The organism is Mesorhizobium sp. M0601 (assembly GCF_040320845.1).
In the GTDB taxonomy this organism is placed as follows: Bacteria; Pseudomonadota; Alphaproteobacteria; order Rhizobiales; family Rhizobiaceae; genus Mesorhizobium.
This window is the reverse complement of record NZ_JAMYQK010000026.1, coordinates 47111-63857: the sequence shown is the minus strand read 5'-3', so window position 1 is coordinate 63857 and position 16747 is coordinate 47111. Positions and strand designations below refer to the sequence as shown.

General features: G+C 61.2%; 15 protein-coding genes. 8 read left to right on the top strand and 7 right to left on the bottom strand.

From position 1 onward, the window contains the following. Positions 1–75 precede the first annotated feature (75 nt). The 4 genes from NKI41_RS21715 (at position 76) to NKI41_RS21700 (ending at position 5890) form a co-directional block, all read left to right on the top strand. On the top strand, positions 76–1026 hold the full coding sequence (locus NKI41_RS21715; protein WP_352685107.1) for an AEC family transporter: 951 nt from the start codon (positions 76–78) through the stop codon (positions 1024–1026). A gap of 211 nt (positions 1027–1237) precedes the next feature. Next, positions 1238–2695 carry an NAD-dependent succinate-semialdehyde dehydrogenase gene (locus NKI41_RS21710; RefSeq protein ID WP_352685105.1) on the top strand — a complete coding sequence of 486 codons (1458 nt, stop codon included), beginning with the start codon at positions 1238–1240 and terminating at the stop codon, positions 2693–2695. 82 nt (positions 2696–2777) lie between these two features. Next, positions 2778–3803, top strand: a complete 1026-nt coding sequence (locus tag NKI41_RS21705; RefSeq protein WP_352685102.1) for an aldose epimerase family protein — start codon at positions 2778–2780, stop codon at positions 3801–3803. A 329-nt stretch (positions 3804–4132) separates the two neighbouring features. Then, entirely contained in the window at positions 4133–5890 is a 1758-nt protein-coding gene (locus NKI41_RS21700; RefSeq protein ID WP_352685100.1) for an adenylate/guanylate cyclase domain-containing protein, read from the top strand. A 354-nt stretch (positions 5891–6244) separates the two neighbouring features. Here the strand turns inward: NKI41_RS21700 and NKI41_RS21695 are convergent, their stop codons facing one another. The 5 genes from NKI41_RS21695 to NKI41_RS21675 form a co-directional block, all read right to left on the bottom strand. After that, on the bottom strand, positions 6245–7165 hold the full coding sequence (locus NKI41_RS21695) for a phosphorylase family protein (RefSeq protein ID WP_023676454.1): 921 nt from the start codon (positions 7163–7165) through the stop codon (positions 6245–6247). A 14-nt stretch (positions 7166–7179) separates the two neighbouring features. Further along, positions 7180–7971 carry an ABC transporter permease gene (locus NKI41_RS21690; RefSeq protein WP_352624600.1) on the bottom strand — a complete coding sequence of 264 codons (792 nt, stop codon included), beginning with the start codon at positions 7969–7971 and terminating at the stop codon, positions 7180–7182. Continuing rightward, complete coding sequence (locus NKI41_RS21685; RefSeq protein WP_352454571.1) at positions 7964–8851, bottom strand: ABC transporter permease; 888 nt, start codon at positions 8849–8851, stop codon at positions 7964–7966. Before NKI41_RS21685 ends, NKI41_RS21690 begins: the two co-directional genes overlap by 8 nt. Then, positions 8848–9885, bottom strand: a complete 1038-nt coding sequence (locus NKI41_RS21680; protein WP_352454570.1) for an ABC transporter ATP-binding protein — start codon at positions 9883–9885, stop codon at positions 8848–8850. The genes NKI41_RS21685 and NKI41_RS21680 overlap by 4 nt, the downstream gene beginning before the upstream one ends. A gap of 125 nt (positions 9886–10010) precedes the next feature. Beyond that, complete coding sequence (locus NKI41_RS21675) at positions 10011–11051, bottom strand: ABC transporter substrate-binding protein (protein WP_352685097.1); 1041 nt, start codon at positions 11049–11051, stop codon at positions 10011–10013. 147 nt (positions 11052–11198) lie between these two features. On the opposite strand from NKI41_RS21675, the gene NKI41_RS21670 reads away from it, so the two are divergent. After that, positions 11199–12248 carry a LacI family DNA-binding transcriptional regulator gene (locus tag NKI41_RS21670; RefSeq protein ID WP_352470336.1) on the top strand — a complete coding sequence of 350 codons (1050 nt, stop codon included), beginning with the start codon at positions 11199–11201 and terminating at the stop codon, positions 12246–12248. A 12-nt stretch (positions 12249–12260) separates the two neighbouring features. Here NKI41_RS21670 and NKI41_RS21665 read toward each other — a convergent pair whose 3' ends face one another. Continuing rightward, positions 12261–12845, bottom strand: a complete 585-nt coding sequence (locus NKI41_RS21665) for a TetR/AcrR family transcriptional regulator (RefSeq protein ID WP_352685094.1) — start codon at positions 12843–12845, stop codon at positions 12261–12263. A 106-nt stretch (positions 12846–12951) separates the two neighbouring features. Here NKI41_RS21665 and NKI41_RS21660 point away from each other — a divergent pair, with 106 nt between their 5' ends. The 3 genes from NKI41_RS21660 (at position 12952) to NKI41_RS21650 (ending at position 15808) form a co-directional block, all read left to right on the top strand. Beyond that, positions 12952–13767, top strand: coding sequence for an oxidoreductase (locus NKI41_RS21660; protein ID WP_352685092.1), 816 nt, complete (start codon positions 12952–12954; stop codon positions 13765–13767). 86 nt (positions 13768–13853) lie between these two features. Continuing rightward, positions 13854–14801, top strand: coding sequence for an alpha/beta fold hydrolase (locus tag NKI41_RS21655; RefSeq protein ID WP_352685090.1), 948 nt, complete (start codon positions 13854–13856; stop codon positions 14799–14801). 5 nt (positions 14802–14806) lie between these two features. Then, entirely contained in the window at positions 14807–15808 is a 1002-nt protein-coding gene (locus tag NKI41_RS21650) for an NADP-dependent oxidoreductase (RefSeq protein ID WP_352685087.1), read from the top strand. Here the strand turns inward: NKI41_RS21650 and NKI41_RS21645 are convergent. Next, complete coding sequence (locus tag NKI41_RS21645; protein ID WP_352685085.1) at positions 15801–16730, bottom strand: sugar kinase; 930 nt, start codon at positions 16728–16730, stop codon at positions 15801–15803. The two genes, NKI41_RS21650 and NKI41_RS21645, sit on opposite strands and share 8 nt — an antisense overlap. Positions 16731–16747 lie beyond the last annotated feature (17 nt).

Genomic DNA, 16747 nt, shown 5'->3' with positions numbered 1-16747 from the left:
GCCGGATTGTTGGCCGGTACATTCGCGAGGGAAGGGCGATTGCGCCGCCGCCGAGCCTCGCCTATCACGGGAAAAATGTCTCCGCTTACCGAAACCGTCCTCTTCGTTTTCAGTCTTGTCGGGCTCGGCTATCTTGCCGGGTTGACCAGCTATTTGAAGCCGGCGAGCGGCGAGGGCGTATCCGAATTCGCCATCAACGTGGCAATGCCGCTTTTGCTGTTCCAGACCATGGTAAAGGCTGATTTCCACGGCGTGGCGCCGTGGTCGCTATGGGGCGCTTATTTCGCGGCGGTCGCGCTTACCTGGGCTGCCGGCCATCTGGTCATAACGCGCATCTTCGGGCGGGACGCGCGCGCCGGCGTCGTCGGCGGCGTGTCGTCGTCCTACTCCAACGTTGTCCTGCTCGGCGCGCCCTTCATCATCGGCGTGTTCGGGCCGGCCGGGTTCGAAGTGCTGTCACTGCTCGTCTCCATTCACCTGCCGGTGATGATGATGGCCTCGATCATCCTGTTCGAGATGTTCGGCCGCGGCGGCAGCGAACCTGTGCATCCGCTCCGCGTCGTCAGGAGCTTTCTCAGGCGGGTATTCATCAATCCGCTGATCATCGGCATACTGGCCGGGCTGGCGTGGCGCTTCACCGGTGCGCCGCTGCCGGTGCTTGCGACGCGGCTGAGCGACGCGCTGGCCGGCACGGCCGCCCCGGTGGCGCTGTTCGCCATGGGGCTCAGCCTGCGCCGTTTCGGCATTTCTGGCAATGTAAGGCCGGCGCTGGCGCTGTCGGCGCTGAAACTGTTCCTAATGCCGGCGCTGGTTCTCGGCCTGGTCTGGCTGATCGGCCTGCCGCCATTGACGGCCAAGGTGGCGGTCATGGTTGCGGCGTTGCCGTCCGGCATCAATTCCTATCTCATCGCCGTGCAGTTCAACACCGGCCAGGCGCTGGCGTCGAACCAGATGACGATCGCCACCGCCTGTGCGGTCGTGACCACTGCGTTTTGGCTGACAGTGGTCGTCCATGTTTTTGGATAAGAACTCGGGTTTTTGGATAAGAACCCGGGTTTTTGGATAAGAACCCGGCTGCATCGCCTCTCGCTTTGGCTGGCCCAAACCCTATATGCCATCTTGTGATTGCTTGCGGGGCTTGCCCTGGGCTAAGAGCAGTGGCTCTAGCGATGCTATCGCGCACGTCCATTCACGAAATCAGCGACCGGCCCGCCAGGTGCCGAACGGAGGCGAGATCATGCTTCAGAAAACCAGCCATTTCATGCGGCAGGCCAATCTCATCAATGGCGAATGGGTGCAGGCCGATTCAGGCCAGACGGTCGACGTCAACAATCCTGCCACCGGTCTCAAGATCGGCACCGTGCCGAAGTCGGGCAAGGCCGAGACCCGCCGCGCCATCGAAGCCGCCGACGCGGCCTTCCAGACATGGCGCAAGACCACCGCGCTCGAACGCTCGAAGCTGTTGCGCAAGCTGCACGACGCGATGATGGACAATCAGGACGTATTGGCCGAATTGCTGACCATCGAGCAGGGCAAGTCGCTGTTCGAGTCGAAGGGCGAGATCGGCTCGGCCGCGTCCTACATATTGTGGTTCGCCGAAGAGGGCCGCCGCACGTATGGCGATGTCGTGCCGTCACCCTGGGCCGACCGCCGCATCCTTGTGACCAAGGAGCCGGTCGGCGTCATTGCCGCCATCACGCCATGGAATTTCCCATCCTCGATGCTGGCCCGCAAGCTCGGCCCAGCACTTGCCGCCGGCTGTACCGCCGTGGTCAAGCCGGCGTCGCAGACGCCTTACTCCGGCCTTGCCTGGGGCGCGCTTGCCGAGGAAGTCGGCTTCCCCAAAGGCGTGATCAATATCCTGACCGGCGCTGCCGGTGAGATCGGCGACGAGATCTGTGCCAACCCGCTGGTCAAGAAGATCACCTTCACCGGCTCGACCGAGGTCGGCAAGATCCTGATCCAGAAGTCGTCGGTGACCGTCAAGAAAGTGTCGATGGAGCTCGGTGGCAATGCGCCGTTCATCGTCTTCGACGACGCCGACATCGAGCGGGCCGTCGCTGGCGCCATCACCGCCAAGTACCGCAATTCCGGCCAGACCTGCGTCTGCACCAACCGCTTCCTGGTGCAGGCCGGCATCTATGACCAGTTCGTCGAAAAGCTGGCTGCTGCGAGCAACGGGCTGAAGGTCGGTTCCGGCCTCGAGGAAGGCGTCCAGCAGGGACCGCTGATCGACGAAAAGGCGGTGGAGAAGGTCGAGGAGCTGATTGCCGACGCTACCGCCAAAGGCGGCAAGGTCGTCGCCGGCGGCAAGCGCCACGCGCTCGGCGGCTCGTTCTTCCAGCCGACGGTGATCGCCAATGCGACGCCGAAGATGCGCTTCATGAAGGAAGAAATCTTCGGCCCGGTGGCGCCGGTATTCAAGTTCGAAACCGAGGAAGAGGCCGTGGCACTCGCCAACGACACCGAGTTCGGGCTGGCCTGCTACTTCTACACCGGCGATCTCGGCCGCGCCTTCCGGGTCATGGAAGGGCTCAAATACGGCATGGTCGGCGTCAATGAAGGGCTCATCACCACCCCTGAAGCGCCGTTCGGCGGCGTCAAGGAATCGGGCCTCGGCAAGGAAGGCGGCCATCAGGGCATCGAGGATTATCTCGACACCAAATATGTCTGCATCGGCGGACTTGGTCTCTAGAAGCCTCATGCGGTAATACCGAAAAAGACCCTGAGCCGCTTCGGAAAAGGCCAGGCTGGCGTCGAGCAACGAACTTGCGAGCATGGCGATGAAAGACGGCGAGGTTTTCGGAACGACGCAGGCGGGCGAGGAAGTCCGCCGTTTCACCATTCGTGGCGGCGGCCTCACCGCCAACATCATCGGCCTGGGTGCGATCATCCAGGATCTGCACCTGGCCGGGCACGAGGCGCCATTGGTGCTCGGCTATGATAGTTTCGAGCACTATGAGACGGATACCGCCTTCTTCGGCACTGTCGTCGGGCGCTATGCCAACCGTATCCGCGACGGCCGCTTCACGCTTGCCGGCAAACGCTACCAGACCAAGCGCAATTTCCTCGAAAAGCACACGCTGCATGGCGGTTCGCAAGGTTTTTCGCGCCGTGCCTGGGCGGTTTCGCTGCATGGCAGGGATTTTGTAACGCTGACCCTACACGACCCCGACGGCATGATGGGCTTTCCCGGCGCGCTCGACGTGACCTGCACCTACCGGCTGAAGATCCCCGGCACGCTCAGCGTCGAACTGACCGCCACCTGCGAGGAGCCGACGCTCTGCAACCTCACGCAGCATTCCTATTTCAACCTGGATGATGGCGGCACCGGCGACATTCTCGACCACCGGCTGATGCTGAATGCCGGCGCCTATCTGCCGGTCGACGCGGATCTGATCCCGACAGGCACGGTCAAGCCGGTCGACGGCACCCCCTTCGATTTTCGCCAGGCGCGGCCGCTGCGCATGGAGACCGAGGGCGAGCAACTCCCCTACGACCAGAATTTCTGCCTCGCCTCGACGCGCGGGCCGCTGAAGCAGGCATCATGGACGCAAGGCGCGAATTCCGGCGTCGAGATGGAGCTCTGGACGACCGAGCCGGGTGTCCAGCTCTATACCGGCCAGTATCTGGCACCGTCCTCGCCTGGACTGGGCGGACGCCAGTACAAGGCGTTTTCAGGCTTCTGCCTGGAGCCGCAAATCTGGCCGGATGCGCCGAACCGGCCGTATTTCCCGCAAGCCACGCTGTGGCCGGGCCAGATCTATCATCACGTGACCGAATACCGGTTCAGGCTGCCTTAGGGCATGACCCCCGGAAACCGGCATGGTTTTGCTGCGCTGACCTCCGGTTCGGAAAGGATCATGCAAAATTCAAAGTGTTATAGCGTCCTTTGAGGCGCGGCGCTCTGGAGTCAAAACGCAATCACTCTGAACGACCGACTTCGAACCCTCTCGGACCTTTGACGCCGAGAGCCCTGACGACGCAAGTTGACCCTTATCCGACATTCGGGCTCTCATGCAGCAAAGTACACAGACCTGAAAAGCTGTCTTTCAGGGGCGGCGGCAATGGCATCAACCTGCGACCTGCTGTAAGCTTGGAAAGCGGGTAACAATCCGCGAAGGATTGGGGGATGGAACGTCATCTCGCAGCCGTCCTGATTGCCGATGTCGTCGGCTATGGCCGCTTGAGCCAGATCGACGACGAGGGTACGCGTGCGCTTTTCCGAACCGACCTGAACGAAGTATTCAAGCCAAGGATCGCTGCGCACCATGGTCGACTGGTGAAAACCATGGGAGATGGGATGTTGGTCGAGTTCCACAGTGTGGTCGACGCCCTACGCTGCGCGGTCGAAATCCAGCAACAGAAGGCGGAGGTGAACGTTTTCACGCAGCCAGAACGGCGGCTTGATTTCCGCATCGGCATCAATCTGGGCGATGTTATCGTTGAGGGTGACGACATCCACGGTGACGCGGTGAACATCGCCGATCGGCTGCAAGGGCTGGCGGAACCTGGAGGAATCGCGATTTCCGCCACCGCCTGCGACCATGTGAGGGGAAAGGTGCCGATCGGCTTTGCCTCACTCGGCGTGCAGAAAATGAAAAGTATCGCCGAACCGGTTCGCGTGTACCGTGTCTTGATCGACCCCGCTACTGCGGGCAAGATCGTCGGTGCCAAACCACGCCTTTCTTCCGGCGACGACAGTAAGCCGCCGGTAATTGCGGTTTTGCCGTTCGAAAACCTGAGCGCCGACGACGGCTGGACGCGGCTGGCAGACGGCCTGTCGGCCGACATGATCGGCGACCTAGCGCGCTATCCCGACCTTGCGGTCATTTCGCGCCAGACCATGCAGTCCTATCGGGGACGGGCGAGCGACACACGCTCGGTTGGACGGGAACTGAACGCCGATTACCTGCTGGAAGGCACCCTCCAGGCGATCGGACAGCGTGTCCGCGTCGCGGTGCAGCTGGTCGACACCCGGACCGGAGCCAACCTTTGGTCGGCGCGGTTCGACGAGTCGACCGATGATTTTTTTCTCATGCAGGACAGCATCACACAGAACGTTATCAACGCCCTGGCAGGCACTTTCGGCAAGCTCGCCAATCTCGGGCGTGAGGTGGCTCGGCGGAAGCCTCCCTCGAGCCTGGGTGCTTACGACTGCTATCTACTCGGGGTGGAACTGCACGACAGATTCACGACCGATGCGAGGGCAGAAGCCATACGCATGCTGTCCCGCGCCGTGGAACTCGACCCCGGCTTCGCGCGGGCCTGGATGACGTTGGGATTGGCACATGCGGTCGATGCCTTCAATGCCTTCACGCCAGATTCAGCCGCTTCGGTCGAGCGCTGGCGAGAATGCGTGGAAAAGGCTCTGGCGCTCGACCCTACCGATCCGATGACGCGCCTTTACATGGGCGCTCTCCGCGCCATTGACGGCGATATCAGCGGGGCCGCAGAGGAATACGACCGGGCGCTGGCCCTGGCACCCAATGACGCCGATGTGCTGTCGATGCTCGCCTCAAGCCGAGCTCTCGTGTGTGGAAATCCGGAAGAAGGCTGTGCTCTCGCCGAACGGGCGCTTCGCCTCAATCCGCAGGCTCCGAGTTGGTACTACGCGCAGCTCGCCCGGGCGCGGTTCGTCGCCGGTCGCTATGCCGACAGTCTGTCGTCGCTGTGCCAAAGTCCGCCGGATATTCCCGTCACTCTGATGTTCCGTGCCCTGTGCCACGCGCTGCTCGAAGAGTCGGCGCAGGCGCAGTCGATCGCCAGGCGGATTGCCGTCGAGTTTCCAAGGTTCACCGTCGAGAACTTCATCCGAACCTATCCCGTCACCAATCCTCTGGCCCTCGCTGCGATTAAGGAAGGGGCTCGTCGCGCAGGCATAGCGTAGAGCCGAAAACGGTGCCTAGCTGAGGAGGGGGACGCGCTTCCTGGATATGCCACTTGGTAAGCCGGGCCTCGCTTCCGGCACAGGCTGAAGGTCTGCTTCGTAGCGCTAACTGGGCGCTGGCGTGACCCCTGCTAAGCTTCCGCTCATGGCGCTCTGTGCTCATTCCCGCCGACTAATTCAAACGGCAAGTTCCGCCCATCTGGGCCATTGGCGGCAGCCAGTCTGATTGAGTTTTGACCCTAATCCTCAAACGCCGCCCTCAACGTTTCGAACGTCGCAAACACGCCCAATGCAGCGCCCTCGGGATTGTTGGTCGGTGGCAGAGCTTCAGCTATCCGGCGCACCAAGGTCGTCTCAGAACCGGCTGGAGCGTTCTTTCGGCTGAGGCGACTTCAAGCCGTGACAGGAGCATTCTGGATCAGCGGGAAGTCGCGCGGCGGTCTCCAGCGCGACCCGCGAGGCTGTCATGGAGAGACTGGGCAACACGTCCTCCTGCAGCAATTTCTGGCGATTGCGATCCATATAGTCGTTGAAGCCCGCCGTCACGAACGCGCAAGGCACGAAACACGCGCCGATCTCGCGCGATAAGGTCGCCTCAGGGGCGATGGAATGGTTGAGTACATCCGCCCCCATGCCACGATATGCCAAGGCTTCGGCAGGCGTTGTCAGCCGGGGCCCATAACAATGGGCAGCCACCAACTGCTGTTCGATGCCATAAACGCGGCATTCGGCTGGCCAATGACGGCGGGCCGTTTCGACCAGAACCGCCGCACATCTTGGACACACGATTTGCTTGCCCGAACAGTCAAAGCTCTGGCGGTCAGGAAGCAGTGAAAACGGGGTCTGCGTCAGTTCGATGATATCGGCAGTCACCACCATGTCGCCCGGCTGGATCGCCTTGTTGACGGCGCCTACGGTCGAGCAGGCGAGAACTTGCCGTACACCCGCCCGCATCAATACCCAGAACGCGCGGCGATGGCAGGAATGGTCGATACGGTCGCGGGGATTGCCGTGCGAATACATGCACAGCGCGCGTTTTGCTCTCCCTTCCGCTGTGATCGACGCATCGAACTCGAGCAGCTTCCAGTTGTCGGTGCGACCGAAAGGTGTTTCAAAACTCATGTCGCGCCGCAAGGTGCGCACACCATCGAATTCGACATCTTCCGGGAAGGCAAGCCCCCAGTTTGCCGACCCGGTGATGATGGCCAACCCTACCTGAGGGATGTCCGTCGAATGATCCGTCAGATCGTCGGCTGCATGGTAATTGGTGGGCATGTTTCCAGTCTCGGTCAGGATTTTTGGCGAAGGGTCACAATCAGGACCACGGCCACGACGATGACGGTCCACAATGTCGAGATCGCCGCAATGGTCGGATCGATCTGATCGCGCAGCGACAGGAACATAAGCTTCGGCATCGTGCTGTTGCGACCGCTTGCGATGAAGATCGAAATCACGGACTCGTCGAGCGAAGTCAGGAACGCCATCAATGTCGCTGACAGCAAGCTGATCCGAAGTTGCGGAACGATGATTCCGCCAATGGACCTGGCCCAGTTTGCACCGAGGCTGCGCGCCGCCTGAACCTGGTTCCAGTCAAAGCGGGCGAGAGCGGGTAGCAACACAATGCAGGCGACCGGAACGGCCAGCACCACATGTCCGACCAGCACACCGAATAGCGTTCCGATCAGATGTTGTGCGGCCAACACAAAGAAGAGACCGATCGCAAGCAGGATACCGGGGGTGATCGAGGGGGTCAGCAGGACGCTCTGGATGGCCGCAGCGGTTTTTCCGCCCAGCCGATTCATTGAAATGCAGGCGAGCAGCGCGAAAGGCACCGCGATCAACGCCGTCAACGTCCCAAGGATCAAACTCGTTCTCAGCGCGGCCATCCACGTTGCCGAGCCGAAGAAGTTCTCGTACCAGCGCAACGAGTAGGCGTGCGGCGGAAACTCGAGGAGATTCGACGCCGAAAAGGAAAGCGGCACCACCACAAGCGTCGGCAGCATCAGAAATGCCATGACAAGAGCGGCAAAGCTCCAGAGCAAAATGCGGGCGAGCCTGTTTTGCGGATAGGCTTCAAGCATGGGAGGCTTCCACGGTGTTCTGGGCCACCAGACGGCGTGCCGCCAGCAACATCACACCGATCAGCGCCATAAGAACGAGGAGCAGAATGCCCAGGACGCTTGCCGACCCCCAGTCCTGAAAGGTCGATAGTGTACGCTCGATCCGGGTAGAGAGCGGATTTACCTTGCCGCCGCCAAGCACCGCCGGCGTGATGAAAAAACCTATGGCGTAGATGAGGACGATGATCGAACCCGAGAAGATGCCGCCCGCCGAAAGCGGCATAATGACTGTGCGGATGACCTGCCTGAGAGTGGCTCCCATGCTCGCAGCCGCGCGAATGAGATTTGGGTCGATATCGCGCATCGCAGCATAAACAGGCAGCAGAAAAAGTGGCAGCATGTAGTGCACCATGCCGATGAGCGTTCCCGTGAAGTTGTAGACCAGCGGCAATGGCTCCGCCGTCAGGCCTGAACCGGTCAAAGCCGCGTTGATCAGGCCGTCGCGCCGCAAGAGCACGAGCCAACCATAGGTACGCACCAGAATAGAGGTCCACAGCGGCAGCATGACGAACGCCATGAGCACGTTGGCCAGCCTTGGTCTGACGCTGGCTAGCGCCAGCGCCAGAGGAGTGCCGAGGAGAATGCAGCCCGCCAGCGTACCCAAGGACAGTTCGAGGGTCGTGACGAGCGCCGACCACGTCAGTCCGCTCGAAAGGACCTTCTGGTAGTTGCCGACGGTGTACTCACCCCCGGTGGTCAGGAAGGATTGCCGGATGATCCAAAGGATGGGCAGTATCGCCGCCAGTCCAACGATGAACAGCGCCGGGAGCGAAAGTGAAAGAAAAAACCGCCGCTCGCGCCGCGCATCCGCCGCGAGCGCCGGGTCCCGGACGACGGTCACGCCATCGCTCCCGGTATCGCGTGAACCTTCGCTGCTGGTGCATATGCGGTCATCCGCTGACCGGCGGCAAGCTCGGCGCAGCCGCCGGCCAGCGCTGCCGGAATGCAGACAAGAACCTCTTGCCCGCCGTCAAGCGCCAGCGTCAAAAGCCAGTTCTCGCCGCGGAACGCTTTGGCGCGCAGTATTCCTTCGAGAGCCACTCCGTCTCCCCCGACGAGCTTCGCATCAAGATGGAAGCTTTCGGCGCGGATCATCAGGGTTTCGCGTGATGCTTCGGCGCCGTCGATTCTGCGCGCCGAGCCCGGGGCCACAATGTTGGCCTCGCCCATGAACTCCGCGACGAAGCGGGTCGATGGACGATCATAAATCCGCTGCGGCGTATCTATCTGCTGGATGCGGCCAGAATTCATCACCGCAATCCGGTCAGACATAATCAGCGCTTCGCGCTGGTCGTGGGTTACATAGATCGTGGTGATCCGTAGATGATCATGCAGACGCCGGATCTCATACTGCATGGTCTCGCGCAGGTTCTTGTCGAGCGCCGACAGCGGCTCGTCCATCAACATCACGCGCGGTTCGAAGACGATAGCCCGCGCCAATGCCACCCGTTGACGTTGGCCGCCGGATAATGCGGCAATATTGCGCTCCGCCAGACCATCCAGCTTCACGCGGGCCAAGGTATCAAGCGCCCGCTGACGCGCCTCCGCTCTCGGTACCTTGCGCAGCACCAGCGGATACGCGACGTTCGCCAGGACATTCATGTGGGGAAACAAGGCGTAATTCTGGAATACTATGCCGATGTCTCGTTTATTGGGCGGCAGGCGGGTGATGTCTCGATCGCCCAAGAAAAGTTTACCGGAATCCGGCCGGACAAAACCGGCCAGAGCCATGAGTAACGTGGTCTTGCCCGATCCCGATGGTCCTAACAGCGTGAGGAATTCGCCAGCCTGAATGTCGAGCGAAACATCATCCAGTGCGACGTAGGACCCATAAGCCTTGTGCACGCTTTCGATGGTGATCGCGAGCGACTTCATCATGTGCTCCAGCCTTGAAGCGCATCGCGTTCGACCGGCTTCACGCGACGCGCTTTAGGTTCTTGTTTTCATGCATGTCGTTGTCGCGCTGCACATTTTTGCGCGACATGCGTCAGAGCTGAGAGTCAGCGAGCCATCATTTCATCGAAGGCTCTTTGGGCAGCCTCGCCATTCTTGACCCACCATTCTGAATTGGAAAACACCGAAGTGCCAGCATTTTCAGGCGCGGTCGCAAGGGTCTTCAGACGGTCCTCGGGAATAAGGCCACCCTCATATGCCGCAGGATTGACTGGGCCGTAGGCAATGAAATCGGTCAGCTTGGCAACCCGCGCGGGCCGCGTCATCGCTGCGATGAGCTTCATCGCGGCTTCCTTGTTCGGCGCTCCCTTCGGCACCCCAAGACAGTCCGTGCCGATGACCGAACCCTTGAACGTGTAGTCAGCCGCGCCGCCATCTGCTTTCACGGTTTGGGCGCGTCCGTTCCAGGTAATGACCAAATCCGCCTCGCCGTCTTTCAGCAACTGCGCCGACTGGGCGCCCGAGGTCCACCACACGGCGACATCTGGTTTGATCGCTTCAAGCCGCTTGATGGCGCGCTCTAGCCCTTCCGGGGTGCTGAGCACGGAATAGACGTCCGCCGGTGCCACGCCATCGGAGAGAAGCGCGATCTCGATCGAGTCTTGCGCATTGGCGCGCAACGCGCGACGGCCAGAAAATTTGGCAACATCCCAGAATTCCGCCCACGTCTTCGGCGGGTTCTCGCCATAGGTCTTGGTGTTCCACGACATGACGGTGCCATAGGAGTCAAACGGATAGCAGTAGTCGGACTTCGCACCCTCCGGCACGGATTTCGGATCGATGATCTTGTAGTCGAGTGGCTCCAGCAGCGATTGTGCGGCCGCCTGGGCACCTTCCGGTGAGCCCAGGTGAATGACGTCGGTCGTGACCGCACCCGAGGTGACCTGCATCTTCAAGGCGGCCAGGCCGTCGCTTAGGGTCTCCTCGCGGACATCATAGCCAAGCTCTTTTGCAGCAGGGGCCCACATGGCCTCCTTCATGGCGTTGCCATAGTCGCCACCCGCGGTCGTGATTGTGACCGTCTGCGCATGCACGGGCAGGGCAGCCGAGATTGCGAATGCTGTTAAGGAAATGCGTAGCCAGGACATAGGTTCTCCTCCCCAACTTTTATGGAATATCGCTTGAAAGAGCCATTATTTTGTAATCGTAACGTTACGATTACATCTGAATGCGCCGGAGTCAAGCTGCTTCCTGCGGGAGTTTGGATTGACCGGGATGTCGAATTCGGTAACGTTATGGCGGTCAGCAAATCAGCCGGCGCTTTCGCAAATGAAGTCGGGCGAACAATGGCCAATCTAAAGCAGATCGCCGCTGAACTTTCCCTGTCGGTGACCACGGTATCCCGCGCTCTGAAGGATGGGCCGGAGGTGCAGCCCTCGACCATAGCCCGCGTCAAGGAGGCGGCCAAGCGGGTCGGCTATCTACCAAATCATCATGGTCGCGCGCTCAAAACCGGTCGAACGCAGACGCTGACGGCAGTACTCCCGATGGAAACACGAGACCATCTGTCCGATCTATTAAAGCTTCCTTTAATCGAAGGCATGACGCTGGCGGCGCGGCAAGCCGGTTATAGTCTGTCCATCTATTCCACCACTCCCGACGACGATCCCGTTGAGAGTGTGCAGCGGCAGCTTCAGGCGCACAGCGCAGACGGCCTGGTCATCACGCGCCTGGTGTCGGCTGATCCGCGCGTCAAGCTGCTGCTGGATAAACGCATGCCGTTCGTCGCGTTTGGAAGAACCGACCTGGATATCGCGTATCCTTACGTCGATGTCGACAATGAACAGATTGCCTATGAGGCGACCCGGCGGCTCATGGATAAGGGCTGTCGACGTATTGCGCTGCAACTTCTCGTTCCGGAGGACCAGGCGAGTGCCACGCGTCTTTCCGGGTATGGAAGGGCAATGGCCGAGGCTGGCATTCCGATCGACCCATCGTTGATCGGTCATGGCATGTTCACCATGGAATCGAGCGCAGGCTGGTTCGATCGCTTGCTGGCGTCATCAGATCCGCCAACGGGCTTGGCGTGCGCCAACGAACTGGGCCTTCTGGGAGCGTTGCACGCTCTCGGCAAGCGGGGTCTCACACCAGGCCGCGACGTCCACATCGTCACCCGTGACAGCACGCGGCTGGCACGCTTCCTGCCGGCAAAGATCGGAGTTCATTCCGTGGATATGGCGGGTGTTGGACGCAAACTTATCGAAGTCCTGGAGAGCCGGATCATCAATCCGCTTGGGCCGGTGGAGACAGTCTTGGTGCAAGGCAGATTCGAGCCGGCCGAATAATCCGGGCTGCCCTCAGGAGGCCGCCTCGTCTTGAACCGGCCGGATCAGCGCCTTTGCGGCAGCTGCTCCCGCCGCTAGGATACGATCCGATAATTCCGTTCCTTCCACTGCGCGCGCGAGTTGAAGCGCGCCGATGAGCGTTGCAAACATGCCCAACGCAGCGCCCTCGGGATCGTTCGTCTGCGGCAGAGCTTCAGCTATCTGGCGCACCAGGGATTGAGCGCGCTTGGCATAGAGGGCTCGCGTTTCAGGCGGCTGCCGCGCGATTTCCGGCAACAACGCGGCCGAAGCGCAACCCTTTCCAGGATTGTCCCGGTGCTCGGCCGATAGATACGTCTCTATGGCCATTTCCGGACCGCCGGCGGCCAATGCTTCCTGCACTTCATGCGACTGCGCGTCCAAGGCCGCCGCCACGCTTTCACGGACGAGCTCCGCCTTCGACTGGAAGTGCGGATAGAAGGCGCCGTTCGTCAGCCCGGCGTCGCTCATGATGGTTGCCAGCCCGGACGCCGCGATGCCGTCAGATCGAAAACGTTCGGCGGCGACCTCCATGATCCGGCTGCGTGACGCGTCTTTTCGGCCCTTTTCGTAGCGCATGGTCTTTCTTTCCTGTCCTGCTATTGCATTATGCTCATAATCTGATATTATGATCATAATTCAATTCGCGGAAATAAGCTAGACCTCTCGAACCTGGAACATCAAAATGAATGGGAATTCTGAAAAGACCGCAATCGTGACCGGAGCCTCCTCGGGCATCGGCCGTGCCAGCGCCGAGGCCTTGGCGCGGGCGGGTTTCATTGTCTTCGGGACAAGTCGCCGCAAGACCAGTAATGGTCCGGGCGGAGTGACCATGCTGGCATGCGACGTGACCGATGATGCGGCCGTCAATGCGCTCGTTGCCAACGTGCTCGCGCAGACCGGCCGGATCGATCTCCTGGTCAACAATGCCGGTGTCGGTCTGCTAGGAGGCGCCGAGGAATCCTCGGTCGCACAGGTACAAGCCCTGTTCGACGTCAATCTGTTCGGCGTCATGCGGATGACCAATGCGGTGTTGCCGTCGATGCGGCGGCGCGGCGAAGGGCGCATCATCAATATCGGCTCCATTCTGGGACTGGTACCCGCGCCATACTCAGCTCATTACTCGGCGGTCAAGCACGCGCTCGAAGGCTATTCGGAATCGCTCGACCACGAGGTGCGCGCCTTCAACGTCCGCGTTTCCGTCATCGAGCCGGCATTCGTCCGCACCGTCTTCGACCAGAACGGCATCGAGCCGGATTCGCTGTTGAAGGAATACGATCGGGCTCGAGCCGGGCTCAAGGCGCTGCTGGGCGATGTGATGCCCAAAGCCGATCGGCCGGAAGTGGTGGCGGATGTGGTTGTCAAGGCAGCGACCGATGCCCGCCCGCGACGGCGCTATACCGCTGGCAACGCAGCGCGCCAGGTCAGCCTGCTGCGCCGCTTTGCCCCCGCGGGGATTTTCGACAAGAGCCTGCGCAAGCAGTTCCGACTGCCGGTCTGAACAACGGCGAGCCAGAGGATTTCACGCACATGCGACTAGCAACCACAACACATTTGGCCAGGCCCTACGAAACGGAGACGCCAAGCATGACACATAGATCCAATCGGTCGCCGCGTTCACCGGCATTGTTCCAGGACGCGCCAACGCTCTCGATCGATGTCGGGGGCATAGCTTTTGCGTACAGGGAACTCGGGCCCAGGACGGGCGTGCCAGTGATCCTGCTCAACCATCTGGCTGCTCAGCTGGACAATTTTGATCCGCGCATCGTCGATGGCCTCGCTGCGACCCGGCGGGTAATTGCCTTCGACAATCGCGGAATCGGTGCTTCGGGTGGCAAAACTCCGTCGACCATTTCCGGCATGGCGCGGGATGCGGTCGCCTTTGTCCGGGCGCTGGGGTTCGAAGAAGTCGATCTCTTCGGCTTTTCACTCGGCGGCTTCGTGGCGCAAGAGATTGTGCTGACCGAGCCCAAGCTTGTGCGCAAACTCATCCTGGCTGGCACGGGGCCGGCCGGTGGGCAAGGCATCGACAAGGTGACGCCGCTGACGATCGTGGACATGATCAAGGGCGCGCTGACTTTTCGGGATCCGAAGTACTATCTCTTCTTCACAAGAACGCCGAATGGGCGCCGCGCCGCAAACGCATTTCTGCAACGGCTGAAAGAGCGCCGGAATAACCGGGACAAGGCGATATCGCTGAGCGCGTTCGGCGCGCAACTCAAGGCGATCAAGGCCTACGGACTCCAGGCGCCACAAGACCTGAGCACCATCCGCATTCCCACTTTGGTTGCGAATGGCGACCAGGACAGGATGGTGCCGAGCAGCAATACCTACGATCTCGCCGGGCGTATCCCGGGGGCGCATCTGGTCATCTATCCGGATGCCGGGCATGGCGGGGTATTTCAGAACCACGCCGGTTTTGTCCCGAAGGCGCTGTCCTTCCTCGAGGCTGAGGCCTTGCCGCAGGGCGGCCATGCAGCTGAAAACGTTCGGCTTGTTTCGTCCCGAACAGCAACAGACATTCTTGGAAAGTAACTGCCATGAAGGCATTCGTTGTCGATAAGTATAATAAAAAGGGCGCCCTGCGGCTGGCCGAAATGCCGGAGCCGGAGCTCCAGGACAGCGATGTCTTGGTCGAGGTCCATGCCGCAGGGGTGAACCTGCTCGATTCCAAGGTCAAAACCGGAGAATTCAAGCTCATCCTGCCCTACCGCCGGCCCTTCATCCTGGGCCACGACGTGGCTGGGAAGGTTATCCGCGTAGGATCGCAAGTCAGCAAGTTCAAGGCCGGCGACGAGGTCTATGCGCGGCCGCGCGACGGCCGGATTGGGACATTCGCCGAATTCATTGCCGTGAATGAGGCCGACGTAGCCTTGAAGCCCGAGAATCTCAGTATGGAAGAGGCGGCGTCGATTCCCCTGGTCGGTCTCACCGCCTGGCAGACGCTCATCGAACGGGCAAACCTGAAGAAGGGACAGAAGGTCTTCATTCAGGCTGGTTCCGGCGGCGTCGGGACATTTGCTATTCAGTTGGCCAAGCACCTCGGCGCGACCGTTGCGACAACCGCGAGCGCGGCAAGTGCCGATCTGGTCAAAAGTCTCGGCGCCGATGTCGTCGTCGACTACAGGAAAGACGACTTCGAGAAAGTTCTGTCGGGCTACGATGTCGTTTTGAACAGCCAGGACGCCAAGACACTGGAAAAATCCCTGAGGGTGCTGAAACCGGGTGGCAAGCTCATCTCCATCTCCGGTCCACCGGATGCCGAATTTGCCAGGGAAAAGGGACTGAACTTGATGCTGAGGCTGGTGCTGCGCTTCCTGAGTCGCGGAATTCGGGCCAAAGCCAAGCGCCGCGGCGTGCAGTTTTCGTTCCTGTTCATGTGGGCGCAGGGCGATCAGCTGAGCAAAATCACCGCTCTCATCGAAGCCGGCGCGATCCGCCCGGTTGTGGATCGGGTCTTTCCATTCGAAGCGACCAATGACGCCCTGGCCTATGTCGAAACAGGACGCGCCAAGGGCAAGGTCGTCATCAAGGTCAGATAGCGGGTGCCTCGAACGCACCCTTGAGCGTCTCGAACGGCGCCAGGGCGCCGCGCACCTGCACGACGGCGGCGGCGACGCGATGAGCGCGCAGCACGGCTTCTGCCGGGGCATGGCCGGCAAGGCGGGCGGCGAGGTAGGCGCCGTTGAAGGAGTCGCCGGCGCCGGTGGTGTCGACCGGGGTGGCGACGTGCACCGCCGGAACCGATTGCAAGGTTCCGTTTTGCGCGATCAGCGCCGGTTCCTCACCGTTCTTGACGACGACTTCGCCGGCCAGCTTTCGCAGCCGTTCGGCTGTTTTCTGCGGTGTCGTATCACCAAACAGCATCTGCTCGTCGGGAAAGGTCGGGAGCGCGATGTCGGCGACGGCAAGTGCCTCGAGGATCGCGGCCTGCGCGTCCTCGCGCCGGTGCCACAGCCGCGGCCGGTAATTGGGATCGAAGGCAATCAGCGAGCCGGCCGCGCGCGCCGTGGCCACGGCCGTCAGCAGTACCTTGCGTGGAGCCTCGTCGAGAATTGCCAAAGTTATACCGGAAAAATAGACAAGCGCCTGGTTTTCAAGGCTTTTCTGCAAAGCGGCTGGGTCCGAAGCCAACTGCCTTGCGGCCGCATCGGCCCGCCAATAGGTGAAAGAACGTTCGGCGCCGGTCAGCGTGATCGCATAGAGGCCGGGGCGGGCGCCCGCTATCACCGGGCTGGCGCCGATGCCGATGCCGCTCTCGGCCAGGAACTTGATCTGGTCGCGCGAGAACGGGTCGTCGCCGAAGGCCGACACATAGGTCGCCGGCCGCTCGCCGCTCAAGGCATGCAGCGCCCATAACGTGTTGAACGTGTCGCCGGCAAAGCCCATGCGCCAGTTCGGCCCGGCCTGGCCCGAAAGCTCGAGCATGCACTCGCCGATCGAGGCGATGCCGTTTCCTGCCATGAAGCACTCCTCCATCC